This is a genomic window from Pantoea agglomerans (genome assembly GCF_021397715.1).
Lineage (GTDB): Bacteria > Pseudomonadota > Gammaproteobacteria > Enterobacterales > Enterobacteriaceae > Pantoea > Pantoea astica.
The window spans coordinates 2606593-2630696 of record NZ_CP090207.1 but is presented as its reverse complement, the minus strand read 5'-3'; the positions used below and the strand labels follow the sequence as shown (position 1 = coordinate 2630696).

Annotated in this window: 15 protein-coding genes; 13 read left to right on the top strand and 2 right to left on the bottom strand. The window is 57.1% G+C overall.

What is annotated here, in order from left to right:
• Nucleotides 1-12: 12 nt before the first annotated feature.
• A complete protein-coding gene (locus LZU96_RS12450) occupies nucleotides 13-1602 on the bottom strand; it encodes an MFS transporter (protein ID WP_233984620.1) in 1590 nt (529 codons plus the stop codon).
• A gap of 364 nt (nucleotides 1603-1966) precedes the next feature.
• Here LZU96_RS12450 and hinT point away from each other — a divergent pair, with 364 nt between their 5' ends.
• The 12 genes from hinT (at nucleotide 1967) to LZU96_RS12390 (ending at nucleotide 21993) form a co-directional block, all read left to right on the top strand.
• Nucleotides 1967-2317, top strand: a complete 351-nt coding sequence (gene hinT, locus LZU96_RS12445) for a purine nucleoside phosphoramidase (protein ID WP_094120399.1) — start codon at nucleotides 1967-1969, stop codon at nucleotides 2315-2317.
• A gap of 20 nt (nucleotides 2318-2337) precedes the next feature.
• Nucleotides 2338-2706 (top strand): YcfL family protein, encoded by a 369-nt coding sequence (locus LZU96_RS12440; RefSeq protein ID WP_233984619.1) that lies wholly within the window; start codon nucleotides 2338-2340, stop codon nucleotides 2704-2706.
• 11 nt (nucleotides 2707-2717) lie between these two features.
• Nucleotides 2718-3311, top strand: coding sequence for a penicillin-binding protein activator LpoB (gene lpoB, locus LZU96_RS12435; protein WP_233984618.1), 594 nt, complete (start codon nucleotides 2718-2720; stop codon nucleotides 3309-3311).
• 16 nt (nucleotides 3312-3327) lie between these two features.
• Nucleotides 3328-4110 carry a thiamine kinase gene (gene thiK / locus LZU96_RS12430; RefSeq protein WP_409520470.1) on the top strand — a complete coding sequence of 261 codons (783 nt, stop codon included), beginning with the start codon at nucleotides 3328-3330 and terminating at the stop codon, nucleotides 4108-4110.
• 39 nt (nucleotides 4111-4149) lie between these two features.
• The gene (gene nagZ / locus LZU96_RS12425) at nucleotides 4150-5190 is read left to right on the top strand and encodes a beta-N-acetylhexosaminidase (RefSeq protein ID WP_233984617.1); all 1041 of its coding nucleotides are present in this window, start codon (nucleotides 4150-4152) and stop codon (nucleotides 5188-5190) included.
• Nucleotides 5191-5230: 40 nt separating this feature from the next.
• The gene (gene ycfP, locus LZU96_RS12420) at nucleotides 5231-5773 is read left to right on the top strand and encodes an alpha/beta hydrolase YcfP (RefSeq protein ID WP_233984616.1); all 543 of its coding nucleotides are present in this window, start codon (nucleotides 5231-5233) and stop codon (nucleotides 5771-5773) included.
• 211 nt (nucleotides 5774-5984) lie between these two features.
• Nucleotides 5985-7289, top strand: a complete 1305-nt coding sequence (locus tag LZU96_RS12415; protein ID WP_233984615.1) for an NAD(P)/FAD-dependent oxidoreductase — start codon at nucleotides 5985-5987, stop codon at nucleotides 7287-7289.
• A 527-nt stretch (nucleotides 7290-7816) separates the two neighbouring features.
• On the top strand, nucleotides 7817-9520 hold the full coding sequence (locus LZU96_RS12410) for a ShlB/FhaC/HecB family hemolysin secretion/activation protein (protein WP_409520469.1): 1704 nt from the start codon (nucleotides 7817-7819) through the stop codon (nucleotides 9518-9520).
• Between the two features lie 40 nt (nucleotides 9521-9560).
• Nucleotides 9561-19955 carry a hemagglutinin repeat-containing protein gene (locus LZU96_RS12405; RefSeq protein ID WP_233984614.1) on the top strand — a complete coding sequence of 3465 codons (10395 nt, stop codon included), beginning with the start codon at nucleotides 9561-9563 and terminating at the stop codon, nucleotides 19953-19955.
• Nucleotides 19956-19960: 5 nt separating this feature from the next.
• On the top strand, nucleotides 19961-20338 hold the full coding sequence (locus LZU96_RS12400; RefSeq protein WP_233984613.1) for a hypothetical protein: 378 nt from the start codon (nucleotides 19961-19963) through the stop codon (nucleotides 20336-20338).
• A gap of 172 nt (nucleotides 20339-20510) precedes the next feature.
• Entirely contained in the window at nucleotides 20511-21746 is a 1236-nt protein-coding gene (locus LZU96_RS12395) for a VENN motif pre-toxin domain-containing protein (protein WP_233984612.1), read from the top strand.
• Nucleotides 21730-21993, top strand: a complete 264-nt coding sequence (locus tag LZU96_RS12390) for a hypothetical protein (protein ID WP_233984611.1) — start codon at nucleotides 21730-21732, stop codon at nucleotides 21991-21993. Before LZU96_RS12395 ends, LZU96_RS12390 begins: the two co-directional genes overlap by 17 nt.
• A gap of 45 nt (nucleotides 21994-22038) precedes the next feature.
• Here the strand turns inward: LZU96_RS12390 and LZU96_RS12385 are convergent, their stop codons facing one another.
• Complete coding sequence (locus LZU96_RS12385) at nucleotides 22039-22269, bottom strand: SymE family type I addiction module toxin (protein WP_233984610.1); 231 nt, start codon at nucleotides 22267-22269, stop codon at nucleotides 22039-22041.
• A 1175-nt stretch (nucleotides 22270-23444) separates the two neighbouring features.
• Here LZU96_RS12385 and LZU96_RS12380 point away from each other — a divergent pair.
• A complete protein-coding gene (locus tag LZU96_RS12380) occupies nucleotides 23445-24008 on the top strand; it encodes an Ail/Lom family outer membrane beta-barrel protein (protein WP_233984609.1) in 564 nt (187 codons plus the stop codon).
• The last annotated feature ends 96 nt before the right edge of the window (nucleotides 24009-24104 follow it).

Genomic DNA, 24104 nt, shown 5'->3' with positions numbered 1-24104 from the left:
GGTTTATTCCTGTCACTTTAAGGTCGGATTTATAGATGAGAGTAAAGGGGACTGCGACGCTAACTTTGGCGCAGCAGGCTTCATGCGATTCAGGAAGCCAATGTTGTTGTTGCCCCACAGATTTTCATAGGGCATGCCCGCCAGCGTTTCGACAATCTGTCGCGCTTCGGGAGTGATTTTTTCTGGCACGATACGTCCCGCTTCCCGCATCTTCAGCGTCTCTTCACGCAGCACGGTGTGGGTCTGCAGATTCAGCTTGAAGCGCAGTGATACCAGGAAGCCGCAGGTGAGGACTGCCACCGTGCCCAGGCTGAGGATCGCCAGAATCGTGTGGCTGACGCCCGGCACCTGAGTCGCCTGGCCGGAGACAAAGCCTGACAGCTGCAGCACGATGCCAACCAGCATCACCGCCCCGGCCTGCGACGCCTTGCGGGTTAAGGTCATGATACCGGCGAAAATACCTTCACGACGCTGGCCGGTGATCACCTCATCCACATCGGCGATGTAGGTATAGGTGTTCCACGGCACATAGTTAATGCCGCCGCGTCCCAGACCAGCCACTGCGGAAATCAGTAACAGTAGCGCGAGGTTATCGTTCATTCCGGCATACCACAGCAGGGCATATGAGAGTGCCGCCAGCCCGAACAGCACCGCCACCAGACGATAGGCGGGCGCTGGTCCCATGCGGATACAGAGCGGAATCATCCCCATCACCGCAATAAACTGTAATACCGCCATGGTGCCCATCAGATTCGAGGCAACCTGGGCGCTCTGCATCAGGACAAACACCACATACCAGGTAAAGACGGCGTTAAACACGTCCTGCGCGATATAACCGCCAAGATACATGCCAAGGTGCTGGCGGAAGATACGAATGCGTAAGGTTGAGGTCAGTTCGACATGCAGCCGCTTGAGGTTCTGCATCAGCGTCAGCTGCTGTTTTTCCTGCTCAGCACGGCGTGACTCGGCAGAAAAATCATCCGGATGCCGCTCCCAGGTAAAGAACCACACCAGCGTCAGCACCAGGGCGCAGATGATGGAGAAAACCAGGCTGGCATAGAAAAAGGAGTGCGGATTGTCTTTGCCGAGCGCGCCCAGCAGGATACCGGGTAAAAACGCCGCCAGAATAGCGGAAAGCTGGGCCAGGCCGATGCGGGCACCCGAGAAGCGGGTTTTCTGTTTGAAATCGTCGGTCATCTCAGGAACCAGCGTTTCATAAGGCACCAGAATCATGGTGTAGACCATATCGAACAGCAGATAGGTGCAGAGATACCACCAGAAATTCATGTCACTGATCCACATCAGGCTATAACTGAAGACGCAGGGTATGCCTAACAGGATAAAGAATTTGCGCCGGCCAAAGCGCTTGCCCAGCCAGGTCGAGCCGAAGTTATCGGTCAGGAAGCCCATTAGCGGGCTGACGACGGCATCCAGTACGCGGGCAGCAGCAAAGATCAGGGTCGCCTCAATCGGCGTCAGCCCACAAAAGGTGGTGTAGAAATAGAGCAGCCAGGCGGCGGTCAGCGCCGTAGTACCTGCTCCCAGAAAATCCCCGGAACCGTAAGCCAGATAATGGCCAAGACCAATCTTACGTGAGCGCATGGTGAGTGCTCCTTGATGGTGAATGTCGGTAAATCCCTCATGACGACGCCGGGCTTTTCACCCGGACTGGTAAGCAAAGTAGAACTGCAACGACGGCTTAACCTTCGTGATTTGGCAAACGTCCGGGGTGAAGTGGCAATCATACAAAGAAAAGGGCGGCTAAAATCTAATTTATAAAACGGCGTTTCATTTTTGTGCTGTAGCGCGCATCAATATGCACGATCCGGAGCGAGGTTTAACCGGGGCTGAGAAGCGAGGCTGTAAAGAGAGGCGAACAATGTAAGAAAAGTGGACCTGAGGTTGAAAGAAAACAAATTTCTCCCGCATACTGCTTGATTACGACTCAGGCTCAAGGAATTGCACCATGGCTGAAGAAACCATTTTTAGTAAAATTATCCGCCGCGAAATCCCCGCTGATGTGGTTTATCAGGATGAACTGGTCACCGCGTTCCGCGATATCTCGCCAAAAGCGCCAACCCATATTTTGATCGTGCCGAATGTGCTGATCCCAACGGTGAATGAGGTTGAAGCGGCGCATGAACATGCGCTGGGCCGCATGTTTACCACTGCCGCGAAGATTGCCCGTCAGGAAGGGATCGATCAGGATGGCTATCGTTTGATTGTGAACTGCAACAAACATGGTGGTCAGGAGGTGTATCACATCCATATGCATCTGCTGGGCGGCGAGCCGCTTGGCCCGATGTTGTCAAACTGAACCTCTAACGGAAACGTGCTATGCGATCCTGGCTGATTGGCCTGCCGTTCCTGCTCAGCCTGGCTGGCTGCAGCAGTGATAAACCGATGATCAACACCTCGCAGTCACTGGTGATGGAGTCGTCTGTCTTATCCGCGGGCATCATCACCGATGAACCGACGCTGGATGAGCACGATGGACAGAAGCGTGCCGCCAGCGTGCTCTATAATCAACGCGAAACGCCGGTGATTGTGCACTATCGTTATTACTGGTACGACGACAAGGGGCTGGAAATCACCCCGCAGGAACCGGCACAAACCGTCAGCGTTCCGGCACAGGGGAGCATTGTCGTGATTTCGCAACTGGGTAACCTGAGCGCCAGCAAGGTTCGCCTTTATCTCTATCTTTAAGGATTGTTTACGTGATACGCAGTGTTAATCGTACTGGAGCGCTTCTGATGGCGCTCATTCTGACCGGTTGTGTGGTGAAACAGCAGCAGCCAGCGCCGGTCGAACCGACACAGCCGACTGAGCCGGTGCAGCCGGTGCCGCAACCTGAGCCGGTACCGCAACCGCAGCCGATTCCTCAGCCGCCGAAGCTGAAAACCATTAACTGGGATGCCAGCGTTCAGCCATTAGTGGCGCAGATGCTCAGCGCCGCCAGCGCCGAGCCGGGCAGCGTTCTGCTGGTGGACCGGATTAAAAACAGCACTAACGGCGCGCTGCAAAGCGAGAAAGCGACCGCCGCGATTCAGAACGCCCTGAACAACAATGGCAAGTTCACGCTGGTCTCCACTGAACAGCTGAATCAGGCCAAGCAAACGCTGGGTTTATCGCCGGATGACAGCCTCAATTCGCGCAGTAAAGCCATCGGTCTGGCGCGCAACGTTAATGCCCAGTATGTGCTCTACAGCAACGCGCAGGGCGATGTGAAAGCGCCGACGCTGCAGATGCAGCTGATGCTGGTGCAGACCGGCGAGATCATCTGGTCCGGTAACGGCGTTGCACAGAATTAATCCGGCTTTCCAGCGGATTATTCAGCAGGCCATCGGTGAGACCGCTTCAATGACCGTCACGCCGCTGGCCGGCCTGACCGGCCAGAGCCAGAAAATTGTCACGCCGCGCGGGACTTTTATCGCGCGGCCCGCACCGCAACCCGCTATTCCGTTTGTCGATCGGCAGCGTGAGTTTCGTCTGTTAAGCAAACTGCAGCCGGCTGGCCTGGCGGCACCACCGATCGCGGGCAACCGTCACGGCGTGCTGCTGACATGGTCGGCTGGCGAACCGCTCGACAGCGCGGCGTTCAGTCAGCAACGTCCGGCAGTTGTCGCACTGCTGCGACAGCTGCATCAGCAGCCGCTGACCGGCTATCGCCTGCTGCTGCGGCCGCTGCTGTGGCACTACTGGCAGGCGTGTCAGCAGCGACATCACCGCTGGCTGGCCGCGCTGCAGAGCCTCACCCGGCAGGGCGAGCCCCGACCGCTGAGGCTGGCACCGCTGCATATGGATGTCCACGGCGGCAATCTGATCCAGGATGCCCGGCAGCTGCGTTTAATCGACTGGGAATATGCGGCGGATGGCGATGTGGCACTGGAACTGGCTGCGGTCTGCGCGGCCGATCCGCAGCATCAGGCTGACTGGCTGAGAGAGTACGCTGACGCGGCACGACTGCCGTTGAGCACGCTTCAGCGGCAGGTGGCATGCTGGCAACCGTGGCTGCGGCTATTGATGGCCAGCTGGTATCAGCTGCGCGCCGAGCAAAGTGGCGATGAAACTTTGCAACAGATGGCTCGACAGAGCTGGGAACAGATTTAACGGCGTTGCGCAGCGACGCAATGCGACAGGATTCAGGTTATGACATCACATTTACCCGGCCCATTGATGCTCGACGTCGAAGGCTATGAGCTGGACGGCGAAGAGCGCGAAATTTTGCAGCATCCGCTGGTTGGCGGGCTGATACTGTTTGCCCGTAATTATCACGATCCGGCGCAGCTGGCGGAGTTGGTGCGGCAGATCCGCGCGGCATCGCACACCCGGCTGGTGGTGGCAGTGGATCAGGAGGGCGGACGGGTCCAGCGTTTCCGGGACGGCTTCACCCAGTTGCCGGCAATGCAGTCGTTTGCCGCGCTCCACGATCAAACGACCGCAGGCGAGCTGGCGCAACAGGCGGGATGGCAGATGGCTGCCGAGATGATCGCGATGGATATCGACATCAGCTTCGCACCGGTGCTCGACATCGGCCACATCAGCGCAGCGATCGGCGACCGGTCGTTTCATGCCGATCCGGCGATTGCGCTGGCGGTCGCCCGCCGCTTTATTGCCGGAATGCACGAAGCCGGCATGAAAACCACTGGGAAACATTTCCCCGGCCACGGGGCAGTCAGCGCCGATTCACACAAAGAGACGCCACGCGATCCGCGCGATGAAGCCACGCTGCGCGAGCATGATATGGCGATCTTCAGCACGCTGATCGAAGAACAGGCGCTGGACGCCATTATGCCGGCGCACGTGATCTACACTGACATCGATCCGCTACCCGCCAGCGGTTCGCCTTACTGGCTCAAAACGGTGTTACGCCAGCAGCTGGGCTTTAACGGCGTCATCTTCTCCGACGATCTGTCGATGGAAGGGGCTGCCGTGATGGGGAGCTATCCGGAGCGTGCGCAACAATCGCTTGCTGCCGGCTGTGACATGATTCTGGTCTGCAATCAGCGTCAGGGGGCTATCAGTGTGTTAGATAACCTGACCTTGATCGGGGCAGAGCGGGTCACGCAGTTGTATCATCGAGGCACTTTTACCCGCGACAGCCTGCAGGCAAGCCGTCGCTGGAAAAGCAATGCGCAGCAACTGAGTTCACTTCAGGAACGCTGGCTGGCTTATAAAGCGTCGCGGTAAGCAGTGACTGCCCGGCGCTATCTCTACCTTGAGGATTATCATGATCATCTATCTGCACGGTTTTGATTCCACCAGTCCGGGTAATCACGAAAAGGTGCTGCAACTGCAGTTTATCGATCCTGACGTCAGGTTGATCAGTTACAGCACCCGTCATCCCAAACATGACATGCAGTTTCTGCTGAAAGAGACCGATAAAATGCTGAGCCTGAGCGACGACGATCGGCCGCTGATTTGTGGCGTAGGGCTGGGCGGTTACTGGTCAGAGCGCATCGGGTTTTTGTGCGGCATCCGCCAGGCGATTTTTAATCCTAACCTCTATCCGTTTGAGAACATGGAAGGAAAAATTGACCGCCCGGAGGAGTATCAGGATATCGCGACCAAATGCGTCAGCGATTTTCGCGAACGCAATCGTGACCGCTGCCTGACCTTTCTTTCGCGACAGGATGAGGCACTCGACAGCCAGCGTATCGCCGATCAACTCCATCCTTTTTATGAAATTGTCTGGGACGAGTCCGAAGGGCACAAATTCAAAAATATCTCCCCACATCTTCAGCGGATAAAAGCTTTCAAAACATTGGGTTAAGCAAAAGGGCACCGCGAGGTGCCTGTTTTCGCTGCGTAATTTTCTGAGTTTTATCTGCCTGCTTTGATGTATATCAATTTTCTTATGTTCTCCTGTCTGCGCCATGCTATTCTGCCCTCAGATTGCGATTTTAACTTCGCCAACCCTATGTTTATTAAGGTTTAATTTAACCATTGATTAACTTTTGGTTCACAATTTGAGGGGGTCCTTGTTGACTACGTCTGTTAAGAAAATTGTTATCGTTGGAGGGGGCGCTGGCGGCCTGGAAATGGCGACGCAGCTGGGTCATAAACTCGGTCGTAAAAAGAAAGCCGAAATCATTCTGGTAGATCGTAACCACAGCCACCTGTGGAAACCGCTGCTGCATGAAGTGGCTACCGGCTCAATGGATGAAGGGATTGATGCGTTAAGCTATCTGGCGCACGCCCGCAACCACGGATTTGAATTTCAGCTTGGCTCGCTGACCGATATCGATCGCACCCGCAAAGTGATCCAGCTGGCAGAAGTGCTGGATGCCAACGGCGAGGTGCTGGTGCCACAACGCGAAGTGGCGTATGACCAGCTGGTGATGGCGCTGGGCAGCACGTCCAATGACTTCGGTACCCCCGGCGTCAAAGATCACTGCATTTTCCTCGACAACCCGCATCAGGCGCGCCGTTTTCACAATGAAATGCTCAACCTGTTCCTGAAGTTCTCGGCCAGCGAAGGCAAAGTGGAGAAGGTAAACATCGCAATTGTCGGCGGCGGCGCAACCGGCGTCGAGCTGTCGGCGGAACTGCACAATGCGGTAAAACAGCTGCACAGTTATGGCTTTAAAGGACTGGGACGCGAAGCGCTGAACGTCACGCTGGTTGAGGCGGGCGAGCGCATTCTGCCCGCGCTACCGCCGCGCATCTCAGCGGCCGCCCATCAGGAGCTGACCAAGCTGGGCGTGCGGGTGTTGACGCAGACCATGGTGACCAGCGCCGAGCGCCACGGCCTGAATACTAAAAACGGTGAGTTTATTGAGGCTGACCTGATGGTATGGGCCGCCGGCATCAAAGCCCCTGACTTTCTGAAAGAGATTGGCGGGCTGGAGACCAACCGTATCAATCAGCTGGTGGTGAAAGAGACGCTGCAAACCACGCTGGATGAAGACATCTATGCGATTGGCGATTGCGCCTCCTGCGCCTTGCCAGGTGGCGGCTTTGTTCCGCCGCGTGCGCAATCGGCACACCAGATGGCATCACGCGCCATGGAAAATATTCTGGCGCAGCGTCAGGGTAAGCCCCTGAAAGCCTACGTCTATAAAGATCACGGCTCGCTGGTCTCACTGTCACGCTTCAGTACCGTCGGCAGCCTGATGGGTAACCTGATGCGCGGATCGATGATGGTTGAAGGGCGCATTGCGCGCTTTGTGTACATCTCGCTCTACCGTATGCACCAGATTGCACTGCATGGCTATTTCAAAACCGGGCTGATGATGCTGGTCGGCAGTATCAATAGGGTAATCCGCCCGCGGCTCAAGCTGCACTAACCCCCACGCCTGACGCGATCGCGATCGCGGCTGGCTGCTGTTGTTATCCGGCCTCCTCATTCGTGAGGAGGCTTTTTTTTACCCAAAAAGGGAGGGCAGGCCTTTCAGGCGGATGATGGGTCAGGGTAGCCGCTTTAACACCCGCGCCGAAAATTCTGCTTGATTATTCAGTTAACAGTCGTTCCAGAATGACAAATCAGGTTAAAAAGAAATTTACAGATCCGATGGTAAGTAAAATAAAAGGTGGAAGGCTTTGAAATAAATATTGAGCCATTTTATCGGAAACCCGCTACGTCTGTGGTGTTGCCTGTTCATGAGTGTCCGCGAAAAATTACCCACTCACATCGCGACTCGGGTGGAATTACTGGTAATTATCGGTACTTTTATCAGTAAGGGCTTCCGTTAAGTATTGTAAGTTTTGTGTAAGTTTTCTGCTTTTTTTTCTTGAGATTTTATTGCCCGGGCGCATAATGTACGCGGAATATACGGAGTGATATATTCTGTTACATTTAATAAATGGACCTATTATGCAGCCAGAAAATAAAGGACGATTTTCAGCAACCGCGATTCTGCTGTGCGCAATGATCCCGGGCATGGCTCAGGCTGCGCCGGGCGACGCGCAGTTACAGCATCAGCAGGAGCAACAAAAAGCGCAGCAGGAACGCCTGCAACCTCAGGCCCCGGATATCCGCTTATCCGAACCGGTTCCGTCGCCTTCACATCTCACTTTTCCGCACGAAACGCCCTGTTTTGTCATCCATCAGGTTACGCTTTCCGGGCAGGAGGCGCTGCCGCACTGGGTGCCGTTGCAGCGCCTTGCCAGCCAGGCCAATGGTCAATGCCTGGGCGTAAAAGGCATCAGTCAGCTGATGTCGATTCTGCAGAACCGGCTGATTAACCACGGCTGGGTCACAACACGGGTACTGGCACCGCAGCAGGATCTGCGGCAGGGCGAACTGCGCTTCCTGATTGTGCCTGGCAAAGTGCGTCATGTGATGCTGACACCTTCATCGTCTCACTATGTGAACCTGTGGTCTGCGCTACCGGCGCATTCGGGCAATCTGCTGGATCTGCGTGACATCGAGCAGGGGCTGGAGAACCTGCAACGACTGCCCAGTGTCGAAGCGCATATGACGCTGCGGCCGGGTGAGAAGCCGGGTGAAAGCGACATTGTGATCGAGCGTACACAGCATCGTTTCTGGCGGCTTGGTGCCTGGCTGGATGATTCCGGTACCGAAAGCACCGGACGTTACCAGAGCGGGTTGATGCTGGCGCTGGATAACCCTACCTCGCTCAGCGATCTTTTTTATCTCACCGCCAGTCGTGACCTCGGCTTCGCCGGGCGAAAAAGCAGCAAAAGTCTGTCAGGCCACTACTCGGTACCGCTGGGCTACTGGCTGCTGGGCGTTACCGCCAGCGATTACGACTACCACCAGACGGTGGCGGGCTACAGCCGTGATTTCCTCTACGCCGGTAAAAGCCGCTCACTGGATCTGCAGGCCAGCCGGGTTTTACACCGCAACGCGTCATCCAAAACCACCGTCAGCGCGGATGTGTTGGTCAGAGAGTCGCGCAATTTTATCGATGACACCGAAATTGAAAGTCAGAAGCGGCGCACCAGCGCCTGGCGACTCGGTCTGTCACATCGTCACTACATCGGTCCGGCGACGCTGGATGCCGGTGTCAGCTATCAGCGCGGTACGCGCTGGTTTGGCGCCATGCCCGCCTGGGAGGAGTCCTGGCAGGATTCCACGTACGCCACGGCGCTATCAAAAATTCTCAGCTGGCAGGCCGGGCTGACAACACCCTTTACGCTGGGTAAGCAGCATTTAAGTTACAACATCCAATATCGTCGGCAGATGAGTAACACCCCGCTGACACCGCAGGATGAGTTTTCGATTGGCAACCGCTGGACGGTGCGTGGATTTGATGGTGAACGCACCCTCAGCGCCAGTCGCGGCTGGACGCTGCAGAACACCCTGGCCTGGCAGACGCCGCTGCCTGCCCAGGAGCTCTATCTGGGCGTTGATTACGGCGAAGTGGGCGGTCACAGCGCTACTCAGGGCGGACCCGTTGGCCGTCATCTGGCGGGTGGCGTGGTCGGACTGCGCGGTGCGATCACGCCTGCCAGTCTCAGCTACGACTTTTTTGCCGGTACGCCACTGTCGAAACCCGATGGCTTTAAAACCGATCCGGTCACTTTTGGCTTCAGCGTCAACTGGAACTATTAACCCTATTCATCCCTATTGCTGACAATGGACTGTGCGCATTATGAATAAACTTTGCTATCGCATCATCTTTAACCGGGTTCGCGGCATGCTCATGGTGGTGCCCGATATTGCCCGCAGCGGTTACTCTCGCATGGCCCGTTGTCGCCAGCGCGCCACGCGTGCAGAAGCGCGGTTGCGTATTACACCGATCAGCTTCTCACTGTGGCTGGCTGCGGGCGTCATCAGCCTGCCGGTGCAGGCGAATATCGTGGCTGACGGCCGGGCACCGGCTAACCAGCAGCCAACGGTCATGGCGACGGCTAACGGACTGCCGCAGATCAATATCCAGACTCCGAACAGCCAGGGCGTATCCCGCAACCAGTTTAGCCAGCTGGATGTCGACGGGCGCGGCGCCATCCTGAACAACAGTCATCAGAACACCCAGACTCAGATCGGCGGCATGGTCGCGGCTAACCCGTGGCTTTCAAAGCAGGAAGCCAGCGTGATCCTCAACGAGGTTAACAGCCGCAATCCCAGCCAGCTCAATGGTTTTATAGAGGTGGCCGGTAAGCGGGCGGCGGTGGTGATCGCTAATCCCTCCGGCATCACCTGTAACGGCTGCGGTTTCATCAATGCCAGTCGCAATACGCTGACCACCGGCCAGGTGCTGATGGAAAACGGTCAGCTGAAAGGCTTTGACGTTAACGGCGGTCGGGTCAATATCGAAGGTAACGGCTTTAACGGGACGGATGCCGACTACACCCAGATCATCGCCCAGTCGGTGGCCGTTAACGCGAAAATTCATGCCCGCGAACTGAACGTGGTGACCGGTAAAAATCAGGTAGCAGCAGAGGGAAACGTCACCAGCGTCAAACCGGGTGACGAGACAACCCGTCCTGACTTTGCGCTCGACGTGGCGGCCATTGGCGGGATGTATGCCAATAAAATCACCCTGACCGGTACGGAAAAAGGCGTCGGAGTCCGTAACGCGGGCGAACTGGGCGCCAGTGCGGGTGAGCTGCGCCTCTCTGTTGATGGCCGGCTGGAAAACAGCGGTACGCTGCAAAGCCAGGCGCCGATGGAGTTAGCCAGCCAGGGCGATCAAAGTAACAGCGGAAAAATCCTTTCACAGCAGGCGGTCACGCTGAGCGCGGGCGGTACGCTACGCAACAGCGGCGTGGTGAGTGCGAGCAGCCACGCCACGCTGACGGCTCAGCGTATTGAAAGCAGCCACGACGGTATCCTGGCTGCGGGTGCAGACAGCAGCGGGACGCTGAGCCAGCCCGGTAATCTGGTGCTCACCAGCCAGGGCGAACTGATCGCGCAGGGAAAAAATCTGGCACACAATCAGATCCAGGCGCAGGGCAGCCGGGTCGATCTGGCCGACAGCCAGACGGCGGCGGACGCGATCGCCCTGACCGCGACCCAGGCGGATATCTCCACCGCACGCGCTACGGTTGCGGGCAGGACGTTGCGGGTAGAGGCCGCCACCGGGTTAACCAACGATGATGGCAAACTGGCAGCGGGCAATCTCGCCGTCACGGCACAAAACATCAGTAACAATCGCGGCCTGCTGCGTCAGCAAAACCGGGATGCGCTGACGCTCAGGACCGGTTCACTGCTCAACAATCAGGGCACCATTATCAATGAAGGCGATACCCATCTGCAGGCGCAACGGATTGAAAACCGCAGCGGCCTGATCGCCGGCAACGGGCCTTCTCTGCAGCTGGATACGCCTTATCTCGATAACCAGCAGGGCACGATACAGCTGGCAGGTGACGGTGCGCTGACGCTCAACACCACCCAGCTGGCGGGCAACCAGGGCAGCGTGCTGTCGGCGGGCGCGCTGAATCTGAGCGGCGGACAGCTCGACCTCTCTCAGGGAGAGACCCAGGCCCAGACGGTGACGCTGACGGCGGACTCGCTGAATCATCGGCAGGGCCTGCTCTCGCAGCGGGCAGCGGGCGAGATGACGATCGCCGTTGCGGGCACCACAGATAATCAGGCTGGACGGATAGAGAGCGGTGGCACGCTGCGCCTCTCCTCCGGCGAGCTGGATAACCGCGGCGGTACGCTGCTGGCGGCTGATCAGGGCGATCTGCGGGTCACCGTTCAGGGGGCGCTGACTAATAGCCAGGGGTCGCTGCTGGCCGGTCAGAACCTGCATCTCAACGGTAGTCGCCTGGAAAATCAGCAGGGCCGGATTGCTGCGGTGGGCGGTGACGCCACGCTGGCAATCGGGCAGGGCATAGATAATACCCAGGGCCGCATCGAAGCCGCACAGCAGCTGAACAGTGACAGTCAGGGCATCAACAACAGGGATGGCGTTCTGCTCGGTCATCAGATCGTGGCGGATACGCAACTGGGCGGGCTGGATAACAGCCGCGGTAATCTGGTGGCGCAACGTGGTCTTAATCTCACCACCGGCGAGCTGAATAATCACGCCGGCGTGATCCAGTCCGGCAGCGAGATGTTGATTGATACCCACGGACAGGCGCTGATCAACAGTGACAGCGGTCAGGGCGGCATACTCAGCGGTGGTTCGCTCTCGCTGTTCAGTGGCGAGACCAATAACCAGCACGGCATGATTGCCGCGGCGTCTGCGACGACCATCAATAGCGGGACGCTGAACAACGCCGACGGCACGCTGATGTCAGAAGGTCCGCTGGTGCTGAATAGCGGCGCGCTCGACAACCAGCGCGGTCTGTTACAGTCCGCTGAGACGCTTTCACTGGATACGCAGGGCGCACTGTTGACCAATAGCGACAGTGGCGAGCGTGGCGGCATCGTAGCGCGCGGCGATCTGCAACTGTCGACCGGGCAGGTTAACGGCAACAGGGGCGTTATTCAGGGCCAGAACGTCATCATTGATACGCATCAGCAGGAGCTTAATCAGCAGGGCGGTTTGCTGAGTGCAAAGGGAACGCTGCAACTGGCGAGCGGCGCGCTGAACAACCGTGCCGGGCGGCTGCAGTCCGGCGGCGATATGTTGCTGGATACTCACGGAAAGGCGCTGATCAATCAGCAAAGCGGCGACTCCGGCGGCGTGATTGCTGGCGGCAATCTGACGCTGCACAGTGGCGAGACCGACAACGACAGCGGTGTGATGGCGTCGGCTGGAAATGCGCAACTTAATAGCGGTGCGCTCAGCAATATCGACGGCATCCTCTCCGCCGAGGGTTCACTGACGCTGGAAACCGCGGGCGTGGACAATCAGCGCGGTCTGCTGCAGGCGGGCGAGGCACTATCGCTTAACACCCAGGGCGCAGCGCTGATCAATAACGACAGTGGTCAGCGTGCGGGCATCGTCTCGGGGGGCGATCTGCGTCTGGCGACCGGGCAGATCACCAGCAACGGCGGGGTGATCCTCGGAAAAAATATTACTGTTGATACCCGGCAGCAGGCCTTCAGTAATCAGCAGGGGCAGTTAGGCGCGAAGGGAACGCTGCAACTCGATAGCGGATTAGTGAATAACCAGGCGGGCAGAATCGAGTCGGCTGGCGATCTGAAACTGGATAGCCACGGTAATAGCCTTGTAAACCGCGACAGTGGCACCACCGGCGGCCTCTACAGCGGCGGAGTGCTGACGTTATACACTGGTCAGATCGATAACCAGCGGGGCTTTATTACCGGCAGTCAGGGTAGCCTGATTCAGGCCGGTGACGTCAACAACCGTGAAGGTACGCTGACCGGCGGCCGCGATTTGCTGTCGATGACCACCGGTGAACTGCAGAATCAGGGCGGATTATTGCAGGCGGGCAGCGACCTGACGCTGGATACTCAGGGTCATGCCTTGATCAACAGCGACAGTGGTAACCAGCGCGGCATCATTGCACTTAACGATCTGACGCTGCGCAGCGGCGGGATAAACAACCAGACCGGCTTTATCGCCGCGGGCAATCAGGCGACGCTGATCGGCGCTGAACTGAATAACAGCCAGGGGCAGATAGCGGGTAACGGCGGGCTCAGCATTAACGGCCAGGCGCTGAATAACAGCGCGGGCAAACTTCAATCGGCGGGCGATGTAACGATTAATACCGCCGGTCAGGCACTGACAAATCAGCAGGGACTGATTGCCGCATCGGGCAATACCCGCATCGACAGCGGCAGTCTGGACAACCAGCAGGGGCAGATTCAGGGCGGTAAAGAGTTAACGCTTAACCTCGGCCAGAACCTGCTGCAGAACCAGAACGGTAAACTCTTTTCAGCCGGCACCACGACGCTGATGGCAGGCCAGATGATTAACACATCCGGTCAGCTTCAGAGCATCGGAACAGCCAGCCTGGCGCTGACCCAACAGCTTGATAATAGTGGCGGGCTGCTAAAAAGCGATCGGGGGCTGGATATCACGACGCCACTGCTGATTAACCGCGATACGCAGCAGAGCGGCAAAGGAATTGAAGCGGACCAGCTGAGCGTTCAGGCCAGCTCGCTGGACAACAGTCAGGGCGCCTTGCGGGCTAACACCCGACTGGCGCTGACCATCCAGCAGGCGCTGGATAATGTCAGCGGGCTGATCTCTTCAGCCGATACCCTGACGATTCAGGATAGCGCTCAGGGCCAGACGCTGGCGCTGAATAACCGCCAGGGCACGCTGGTCGCCGATAAAGAGGCGCAGATCATCGCTGCCTCTCTGAGTGGCGACGGGCAGGTCGCATCGCAGGGGAATCTTGGCATCATCCTGGCAGACGATTTCTACAACCAGGGCGAGGTCAGCGCGAATGGCACGCTGCGTCTGACATCCGGCGGCACTGTCACTAACGACGGGGCGATCACTGCTCAGCAGGCACTGTTCCTGACCGCTCAGAACGTCAGTAACCAGGCCAGCGGGGAAATCAGTGCGCAGCAGACCCACATCACCGCCGCCGATACGCTGGAGAACCGTGGGCTGATCGATGGTGAACTGACCCACCTTGTGGCCCGCGTGGTCAATAACGCCGGTAGCGGCCGCATTTTTGGCGATCATATCGCCATTGCCGCCACGCTGCTGAACAACCTTAGCGAGGCAGGCAAAGCCGCGGTGATTGCGGCACGGCAGCGGCTTGACGTGGCGGCTGAAACGATAAACAACCTCGATCATGCGCTGATTTACAGCGATGGCGATCTGCATCTTGGCGGAGAGCTGGATGCGAATAATCAGGCCACCGGACAGGGACGGCAGCTCAATAATGAGGGTGCCACTATTGAGGCCGGGCATGACGCGACGATTGCGATGGCGGAAATCAACAACAGCAACCGCAATCTTGTCACCACCACGGTCATCACGGAAAACAGCCAGCATCATGACGCGGTGCTGAAAGGCCATACCGATCGCTTCGACTGGGATCAGGTGGATAACAGCAAAAAAAATAAATATAACGTACACACCGCGAAGATGCCGGATGGCACCAGCGGCAGTGAGTTTTATGAATACACCTATCAGCGGGTGGTGGAAGAAACCCAGATTAAAGAGAGCGATCCGGGCAAGATCCTGTCGGGCGGTAACATGACCTTCAGCGCGGATCGCCTGACCAACCAGGATAGCCAGATAGTGGCCGGTGCGCTGCTGGCTGGCGAGATTGGTGAGCTGAATAACCTGGCGACCCAAGGCACCCGGGTGACCACCGACCAGGGTACCGTGATGCGCTGGTACGCGAAGAAAAAGAAAAAGAAACTGGGCGGAACCAAGACGTCGCAGGGCAAAAGCCGCAGCGACTATCGTCCGGCACCGATAACCGAAACCATCGATCTGCAGACCCTGAGCTGGCAGGCGAACGCCGCGCCACAGGGTAACGGTTATCAGACCGGCAACCGTCAGTTGCAGGCCGTGACGACCCAGGCCGCTGCGGTGGGCGCGGTAAGCGGCCAGCTGGACTCTGCCACGGTCGCGCTCGGCGCGGCGGATCAAGGCAGCCCGTTGCTTCCCGCGGGCCAGCGCTACGACAGCGCATTAACGCTCGATAAGCTGGGTAGCCTGAAAGATCGTCCGTTATTGCTTCCGTTGGGCCAGAAATTCTCTTTGACGCTGCCCGCAACCCTGGTCGATGGACAAAGCGTTACGCCGGTGATCCGCGCCGTCTCCCCGGATATCCGGCTGCCAGATAACAGCCTCTATCGTCTGCAGCCCTCCAGCGACAGTCACTATCTGGTGGAGACCGATCCGCGTTTCGTTAACCAGAAGCAGTGGCTGAGCAGCGACTACATGCAGAACGCGCTGACAGCCGATGGCAGCCAGATGCTGAAGCGGCTGGGCGACGGCTACTATGAACAGCGTCTGGTGCGCGATCAGATTATTCAGCTGACCGGCAGCCGCTATCTCAGCGGCTACGCCAGCGACGAAGAACAGTATCGCGGGCTGATGAATAATGGGGTAGCCTTCGCCCAGGCGTATCAGCTGGAGCCGGGCGTGGCGCTGACCCCGGCGCAGATGGCGCGGCTGACCAGCGACATCGTCTGGCTGGTTAATCAGACGGTGACGCTGCCGGACGGCACGCAGCAGACCGTGCTGGTGCCACAGGTCTATGCGAAGCTGAAGGAGGGAGATTTAACCGGCGACGGCGCGTTGCTCGGGGGCGGTAGCGTGGCGCTGACAGCGCGTGACGACATCACCAACAGCGGCACGATCCGCGGGCGCGACGTGACGCAGCTGACGGCAGAGTCGCTGACCAGCAGCGGCTACATCAGCGGCAATACGGTGAATCTCACCACCCGTCAGGATATCACTAACCTGGGCGGCATCATCAGCGGTGACAGGCAGGTGTCGCTGCTGGCCGGACGGGATATCACCAGCCAGTCGATGCTGCGCGATAACGGCACCGACCGCCGGGTCGATCGTCCTGCCGGTATTTACGTACAGGGCAGTGACGGCGCGCTGACGCTGAGCGCCCTGAACAACATCACGCTGGCCGCCAGCGACATCGGCAACGCCGGAGAGAACGGCACCACCCGCATTCAGGCCGGCAACGATCTGACGCTCTCCACGGTCAGCACGCAGCACAGCGAAAATGAGAGCTGGGGAAGCGATAACTACCGTCGCCTGACTCAGCAGAGCGATACCGGCACCCGCATCACCACCGGCGGCGCGCTGCAGCTGAGTGCCGGACAGGATATCCGCGCTACGGCAGCGGACGTCACGGCGGGCGGCGCGCTCAGCGTCAGTGCCGGGCGCGATATCGTGCTCAGCGCGGGCAACAGCCGTACCGATCTTACCGAACACAGCAGACAGAGCAGCAAAGGGCTGCTGTCGGGCAGCAGTCTGGAAACCCACGACGAGCTGCACGATCGCCAGGCGCTCAGCACCACCCTGAGCGGCGACAGCGTGCTGCTTGAGGCGGGCCGCGATATCGGCATCACCGGCAGCAACGTCGCCGGTACCCGGGACGTCGGGCTGAGCGCGGGGCGCGATCTGACCGTCACCACCGCCAGCGAAACCCGTGAGGAAACGCACCAGCGCGAGGAGAAAAAATCGGGCCTGATGGGCACCGGCGGCATCGGTTTTACCGCCGGTAAGGCGATGCAGAAGAGCACCACCGACAGCACCGGCACGCTCAGCAGGGGCAGCACCCTTGGCAGCAGCGACGGCAGCGTTACCCTCAGCACAGGCAATCAGCTGAAGGTGCACGGCAGCGATCTGATCGCCGGAAAAGACCTGACGCTGAGCGGCAGCGACGTGAACATCAGTGCGGCAGAAAACAGCCATACCGCCCTGACGAAGACAGAACAGAAGCAGAGCGGCCTGACGCTGGCGCTGTCCGGCACCGCCGGCGCGGCGCTGAACACGGCGGTGCAGACCGCCCGGACGGCCAGCGAGACCGGTGATGACCGGCTGAAGGCGCTGCAGGCCACCAAAGCCGCGCTGACCGCGACGCAGGCGGCGCAGGCGGCTCAGATGGACGGCGCACAGACCGACGCGGCGAACGCCAGAAACGCCGCCGCGGGCCTGAAGCCGGGCGACAAAGGCTACGATGAAGGCGCAACCAACACCATCGGCGTCAGCGCCTCGTACGGCAGCCAGTCGTCGAAAAGCGAGACCCGCACCGAAAGCCGTGAAGCGCAGGGCAGTGCGCTGGGCGCGGGCGGTAACCTGGCCATTACCGCCACCGGCGCACAGCCGGGCAGCGCGGGCAACATCCTCGTGCAGGGCAGCCGGCTGACGGCGGGCGGCGACCTGGCGCTGGCGGCGAAAAACGACATCAGCCTGCTGTCGGCGCAGAACAGCGAACGCACCGACAGCAAAAACAGCAGCAAAGGCGGCAGCCTCGGCGTCGGCGTCGGCGCGGGTTCGGGCGGCTACGGCATCAGCGTGTCGGCCAGCGTCAACGCGGGCAAAGGCCGAGAGAACGGCAACGGGCTGACCCACACCGAAACCATGCTGGAGGCGGGCAGGGACCTCAGCCTGAACGCCGGACGCGACACCACGCTGACCGGCGCGCAGGCGCGCGGCGAACGCGTGACGGTGGAGAGCGGACGCACCCTGACGCTGACCTCAGAGCAGGACAGCGACCGCTACGACAGTCAGCAGCAGAGCGCCAGCGCGGGCGGCAGCGTCACCTTCGGCTCAATGACCGGCTCCGCAAGCCTCAACCTGAGCCGGGATAAGATGCACAGCAACTGGCAGAGCGTGGCGGAACAGACCGGCATCTTTGCCGGGAAGGGCGGCTTTGACGTGACGGCGGGTGAGCACACCCAGCTGAACGGTGCGGTCATCAGCTCGACGGCGACGGCGGATAAAAACCGGCTCGACACCGGCACGCTGGGCTTCGGCGACATCGCGAACCACGCGGATTACAAAACAGAGCACCAGAGCGCGGGCATCAGCACCGGCGGCAGCATCGGCGGACAGTTTGCCGGCAACATGGCGAACGGGCTGCTGGCGGGGCTGAACGACAGCGGCAGCGCGGACTCGGTGACGAAGTCGGCGGTGAGCGACGGCACTATCGTTATCCGCGATAAGGAAAAACAGGCGCAGGACGTTGCAGCGCTGAGCCGCGACGTGGCTGGTGCGAATCCGGGGCTGGATAAAATCTTCGATAAGGAGAAAGAGCAGCGGCGGATGGAGACGGCGCAGCTGCTGGCGGAAATCGGCAGCCAGGCGGGGGATATTGCGCGGACGCAGGGTGAGATAGCGGGCATACAGGCGCAGCAGGACCCGGCGGCGCTGAAGGCGGCCAGAGAACAACTCGCCGCGTCCGGCAAGCCGTTCACGGATGCGGATGTGGCGAAGCAGGCCTACGACACGGCGATGAAGCCGTTCGGCACGGGTTCGTCGCTGCAGCAGGGCATCAGCGCGGTGACGGCGGCAGTGCAGGGCCTGTCGGGCGGGAACCTGGCGCAGGCGGTAAGCGGTGCGTCGGCACCGTACCTGGCGGAGGAAATACATAAGCGGACCACGGACTCGAACGGTAAGGTTAATGTCCAGGCGAACCTGATGGCGCACGCAGTGCTGGGTGCGGTAACCTCATATGCAGCGGGCAATGCGGCGCTGGCGGGCGCATCGGGCGCGGCGATGGGCGAGTACATCGCGCAGCAGCTGTATCCGGGCGTTAAACGTAAAGACCTGTCTGAGGAGCAGCGGCAGACGATAAGTGCGCTGGGGACGTTAGCTGCGGGTCTTGCGGGCGGCGTAGCGGGTGACAGCACGGCGGATGTTGTGGCGGGCGCGCAGGCGGGTAAAAATGCGGTTGAGAATAATGCGCTGAGTGTGCAGGAAAACCAGTCTCGCGTTCATGAAATGTCGCAGTGTCAGGGCAGCAAATCCTGTGAAGGAGCAGTCACCGAGAAGTACAAGCAGATCTCAGCGGCACAACAAAAGCGTGTGGTGGAGTGTACAGGCGCTCAGGACTGTGTTGATAAAGCGAATGAAGTTAGCAGGTTACAGACTGATTATGCTAACCGTACCAGTGAGTTGCTGGAAAAAGCCCGTGCTGATGGCGGTCTGAGTTCGGCAGAACAGAGCGAGCTTTCAATCCTTCAGGTAACGACGATCCAGCTTGAGGCGGACAGAAATGCGGCGATTCATAATGCGCTGATGTCCGGTGACTCACCTGAAGCGAAGCAGCTCGTGATAAACTCTCTGGCTCAGGTGGTAGGAACCAGTGCGGCAGGGATCGCTACTGGAATCGGGAAAATTAAACCTGGTACACAACCAGGAAATCGAATTGAACAAATACTTTCCCCTGAGAAAAATTGGGAAAGCGCCCGAAATAAAGCATTGGATATTGTCGGTAATTTAGGTGCTGATTCTAAACCTGTGATTGGACGGCTGGAAGTAAGTGCTGGAAATGGGAAAGTTATTGGGCGGCAATCCAGCGACGGTAAAGTTGGTTGGCGTGTTGATTATGATCCAGACAAAGGCACTCATATCAATATATGGGATTATTCTCAAGGTAAGGGGCCAGGAAAAGCGGTTAAGCAGGTCATACCATTTGAGGGTAACGAAAAAGCTTTTGAAACGATATTGAAGCAGCTAAACAGGTAGAGAACATGACTTTATTTGAAGAGTGTCAAGAAGCGCTTAGTGCTGATTTCGGAATTGTTGAAGGCCAAGAAAAGAAAGAAGCTATTGATATTTTAAATAAATATCCTTTTGTAAGTGGGGGTGTTTCATGGCCGGAAATTGAATATTCTGATTATGAAAATATTGATGATTTATTGAATATAGATTGCATGAAAAATGCGGATGTATTCGTTCTTGTAGATGATGCCAGCATTCCTATTTTCAGGTCAAACTTGAGTTTGATTGCTGAAAATATTTATGATGTTACAGCCTTATCACCGAGATTATTTATTTTTAATAATGAAATCATACTGCAACCTTTATTTCCAACAGAAATGTTCCGTTTGGGAATAAGATCTAAATAAAAGATAATCCGAAAAATTAATCCCAGCCACCCGGCTGGGAGTTATCTTTGATAAAGAGAAGGAGCAGAACCGGCTGAAGGCGGCGCAGCTGCTGGCGGAAATCGGCAGCCAGGCGGGGGATATTGCGCGGACGCAGGGTGAGATAGCGGCTACCAGAGCGGCCACGGAGAAGATGAAGAACATCTCACCGGACCAGAAGAAGGACGCCGAGGCGCAGTGGCGGAAAGCGAACCCGGGTCAGGAGCCGTCCGTGGCCGACATCACCGGACAGGTCTATCAGACGCTGTACAACCGGGAGATGCTGGCTGGCGGAATGGGAACCGGCGGGCCGGTGCAGCAGGGTATCCAGGCGGCGACGGCAGCGATTCAGGGGCTGGCGGGGGGCAACATTGCCCAGGCGGTGAGCGGGGCGGCCGCACCTTATCTGGCGGAGCAGATACATACGCTGACGACCACAAAAGGCCCGGACGGCAAAGAGGTGGTGAACGTTCAGGCAAACCTGATTGCGCACGCGGTGGTAGGCGCGGTGACGTCATACGCGTCGGGTAATCCTGCACTTGCGGGTGCCTCGGGTGCGGCGATGGGCGAGTACATCGCGCAGCAGATGTATCCGGGAGTTAAGCGCGAAGACCTGAGTGAGGAGCAGCGGCAGACCATCAGCGCGCTGGGGACGCTGGCGGCGGGCCTTGCGGGCGGCGTGGCCGGAGACAGCACGGCGGATGTTGTGGCGGGTGCGCAGGCGGGTAAGAACGCGGTTGAGAATAATGCGCTGAGCTTTGGTACGGGGATGAACAGCTACGGTGCGGCAGTAAAATCCTGGAACCAGTATGCGGAAGCTAATGGTCTGACGCCGGAGCAGAAACAGGCGGGTCTGGACAAACTGGCGAAGGGAGACTTACCGGAAGGCGCTAATATCACCAAAGTCATCGTGAATGGATATAAAGATGGTGTGTTGATAGCAGGGGCGGCTTATTTAGGTCCGGCGGCCTCGGTGGGTAAAGTTGTGGCAGGTGCAACCATCGCTGAAATAGCGAATGGAACTTACCAGTGGTTTGATATAAACAGTGAGAAGAATCAGAGCTTGCCTGAAAATCAGCAGAAAACATGGGATTACTGGGGAAGCGCTTCTGCGGCTGTGACTGGTGCGCTGGCACCGGGGCGGGGCGTGTGGGCAAATGCTGGTATCGCGGCGGGTGGAACCCTATTTACTGATGGGCCTGATAAAGGTGCTTTAACTGGCGCAGGAGCTGGCTGGGCATTTGGTACAGCAGTTGGCCTTATTGCGCCACCTTTATTTGACCCTGTTTTAGGTACAGGCTCAGCTCCTGTTGGCGATATAATCGGTTCGATAGGAGGAGAGTTTATTGGTAACGCTGTAAAGGATGGGATAAATGAAAAGAAAAAATAGTCCTACTATAGGTTTATTATTTCTGAGTGTTGCATATATGGTTTTCTGCTGTTTAATATTTTTTTCTCTAGCCTTGGTAACTGTAAAACTTATCATTAACCATAACGTGCATATTGAACAATCAGATATCAAACACATTTTGGTTGCTAGTACTATAGCAGGAACAGCGGCTGCCATAAGATCATGGATCTTCGCCAAAATAGATGAACGTAAAGCCCGAAAATCTCCCCCATCCGATCCGCAGTAAACAGCGATCCCGGCCCAATCAGGCCGGGATATTTTTACCTGCCGATCACTCTTCAGCCAGCCGGATAATCAGCTGTCCTGGCCCGGTGATCACCTCAATCTTCTGCCCGGTCATAAAACCCAGCGCTTCCAGCCAGCGGCCGTTGATGGTGAGCTGTGGCAGCGGGCTCGGCTGGCCTCTGTTAGGCCGGTACCCCACTCTGTAATAATGTGCCTGCGATCTGCTGGCGGCGGTTGTGGATGTGGTGGTGCCTGGCTTATGATGTGTCTCAGCCATAATCAACTCCTTGATAGTTGGTTGTGGTCAGCGGGCTGTCGGTGGTGAGACACCTTCAGCCCGCGCTAATAATCTCTCGTTATGCTCTTCCTTTCCTGTTTTATCCTGTTCAAATATACACCTTCTTCCGGGTGAACTCGCTGATAGCTAAGACATAAATTGCGAGGCACCTCTGAAAAATGGACTGTTTTTTTCCGGTCTGCAATTCGCTTATCCCTTCGTCGTGTCGCCATCTGGAATATCAGTTGCAGGCAGCCTTTCATGCTGTAAATCCGCGTTAACCCGCCTTGAGCCAGTCTTCCGGATTACGCCTGTATCGCCGCCGAAACCGGTAACGAAGGGATTTTCCTGCGGGTAAATACAGCGGCTTACTGAAGGCGACCGGCAGCGAAAACCCTCCAGCGACAGTCACTGTCTGGTGGAGACCGATCCGCGTTTCGTTAATCAGAAGCAGTGGCTGAGCAGCGACTACTAAAAACTCTGCAACGCTACGAAACCGGCTTTATAAAATATGTTCACCGGCGTTTCTGCACAAATAACCAGGCTATCGAAGTCATGCTTTATAGCAAGAGTGTCAGATTATCTGTCAGCAAGCGAAGGCGGGGTTACACATCTCTGTTACTGAAACGCAGAAGCTGTTGTTAGCGCGATAAGGCATTTAAATGAATCGGTAAGCTGAACGTGTCTGAGAATCAAATAGACAGGTAAGAAGTGCATTAATAATATTCCCAAAATGCTTATTTTACCGATATCCGGTCTTGATGCGCTGGTCGGCTTTTGATTTAATGATGGCACGAATTATATGAGAGTTGAAAAGAGCTAACTTCATATTTTATTAATGCAGATCGCCTATAGAGTTCAGATTCAAGGTCTGGTTTTTTGATTAATTAGCGGTTGTCAACTGATATCATATGCCAGTAATTTAAAAGCGTAGTCGCGTCACAAAATTTAAAATGCAGCGGTCTTTTGTACATGAAGTCTTAACGTGCTTAAACAGCGCACCTGGTGATTCCGCACTGATAGCGAATCGCGGCGTGCGCTAAGAAATTCCTGTCCGGTATAGGCGGATGGATAGTCGACATTCTCTTTCCGTCGGATATTGGTGATTCAGGGAACGAAGTCCTGCGTGAAGCGCAGGGGAATAATTTTAAATTATTGAAAGGAATAATCCGGGAATGAAAAGCAAAATTGCGTTAATGGCATTACTTTGTGGTGGCCTGTTTACCGGTAGCGCTGCGCTGGCGGATAACCATACCGTCTCGGTCGGTTATGCGCAAAGTAAGGTGGACGATTTTAAAAATATCCGTGGGGTGAATGTTCAGTATCGTTATGAATGGGATTCCCCATTAAGCGTTATCGGGTCATTCAGCTACATGAAAGGCGATGACACCTATTCCGAGCGTAATGATTATTTTAATGAAATTGGTGGGTATGACAGCAAAACAGAGCTGAAATATTATTCACTGATGGCGGGTCCGGCCTATCGTATCAATGACTATGTCAGCTTGTATGGTCTGATCGGTCTGGCTCATACCAAAGTTGAAGATAAAACCACTTATCTGACGCAATACTCTGAAGAGTATAACGAAAGCAAAACCTCCTTTGCTTACGGTGCAGGCGTAGTGGTTAACCCGATAAGCGCACTGTCCATCAGTGTTGGCTATGAAGGTACCAGGGTCAAATATAACGATGATGTCGCCATCAATGGCTTTAATATCGCCGTTGGCTACCGTTTCTAAATCGCCGAGAGGATAAGCATTACGGTACGGAACCGGAATGCTTATCCTGTTCACCACAAAACAGTGTAGCTGCCCGCCACTCTCAGCTAATTTACC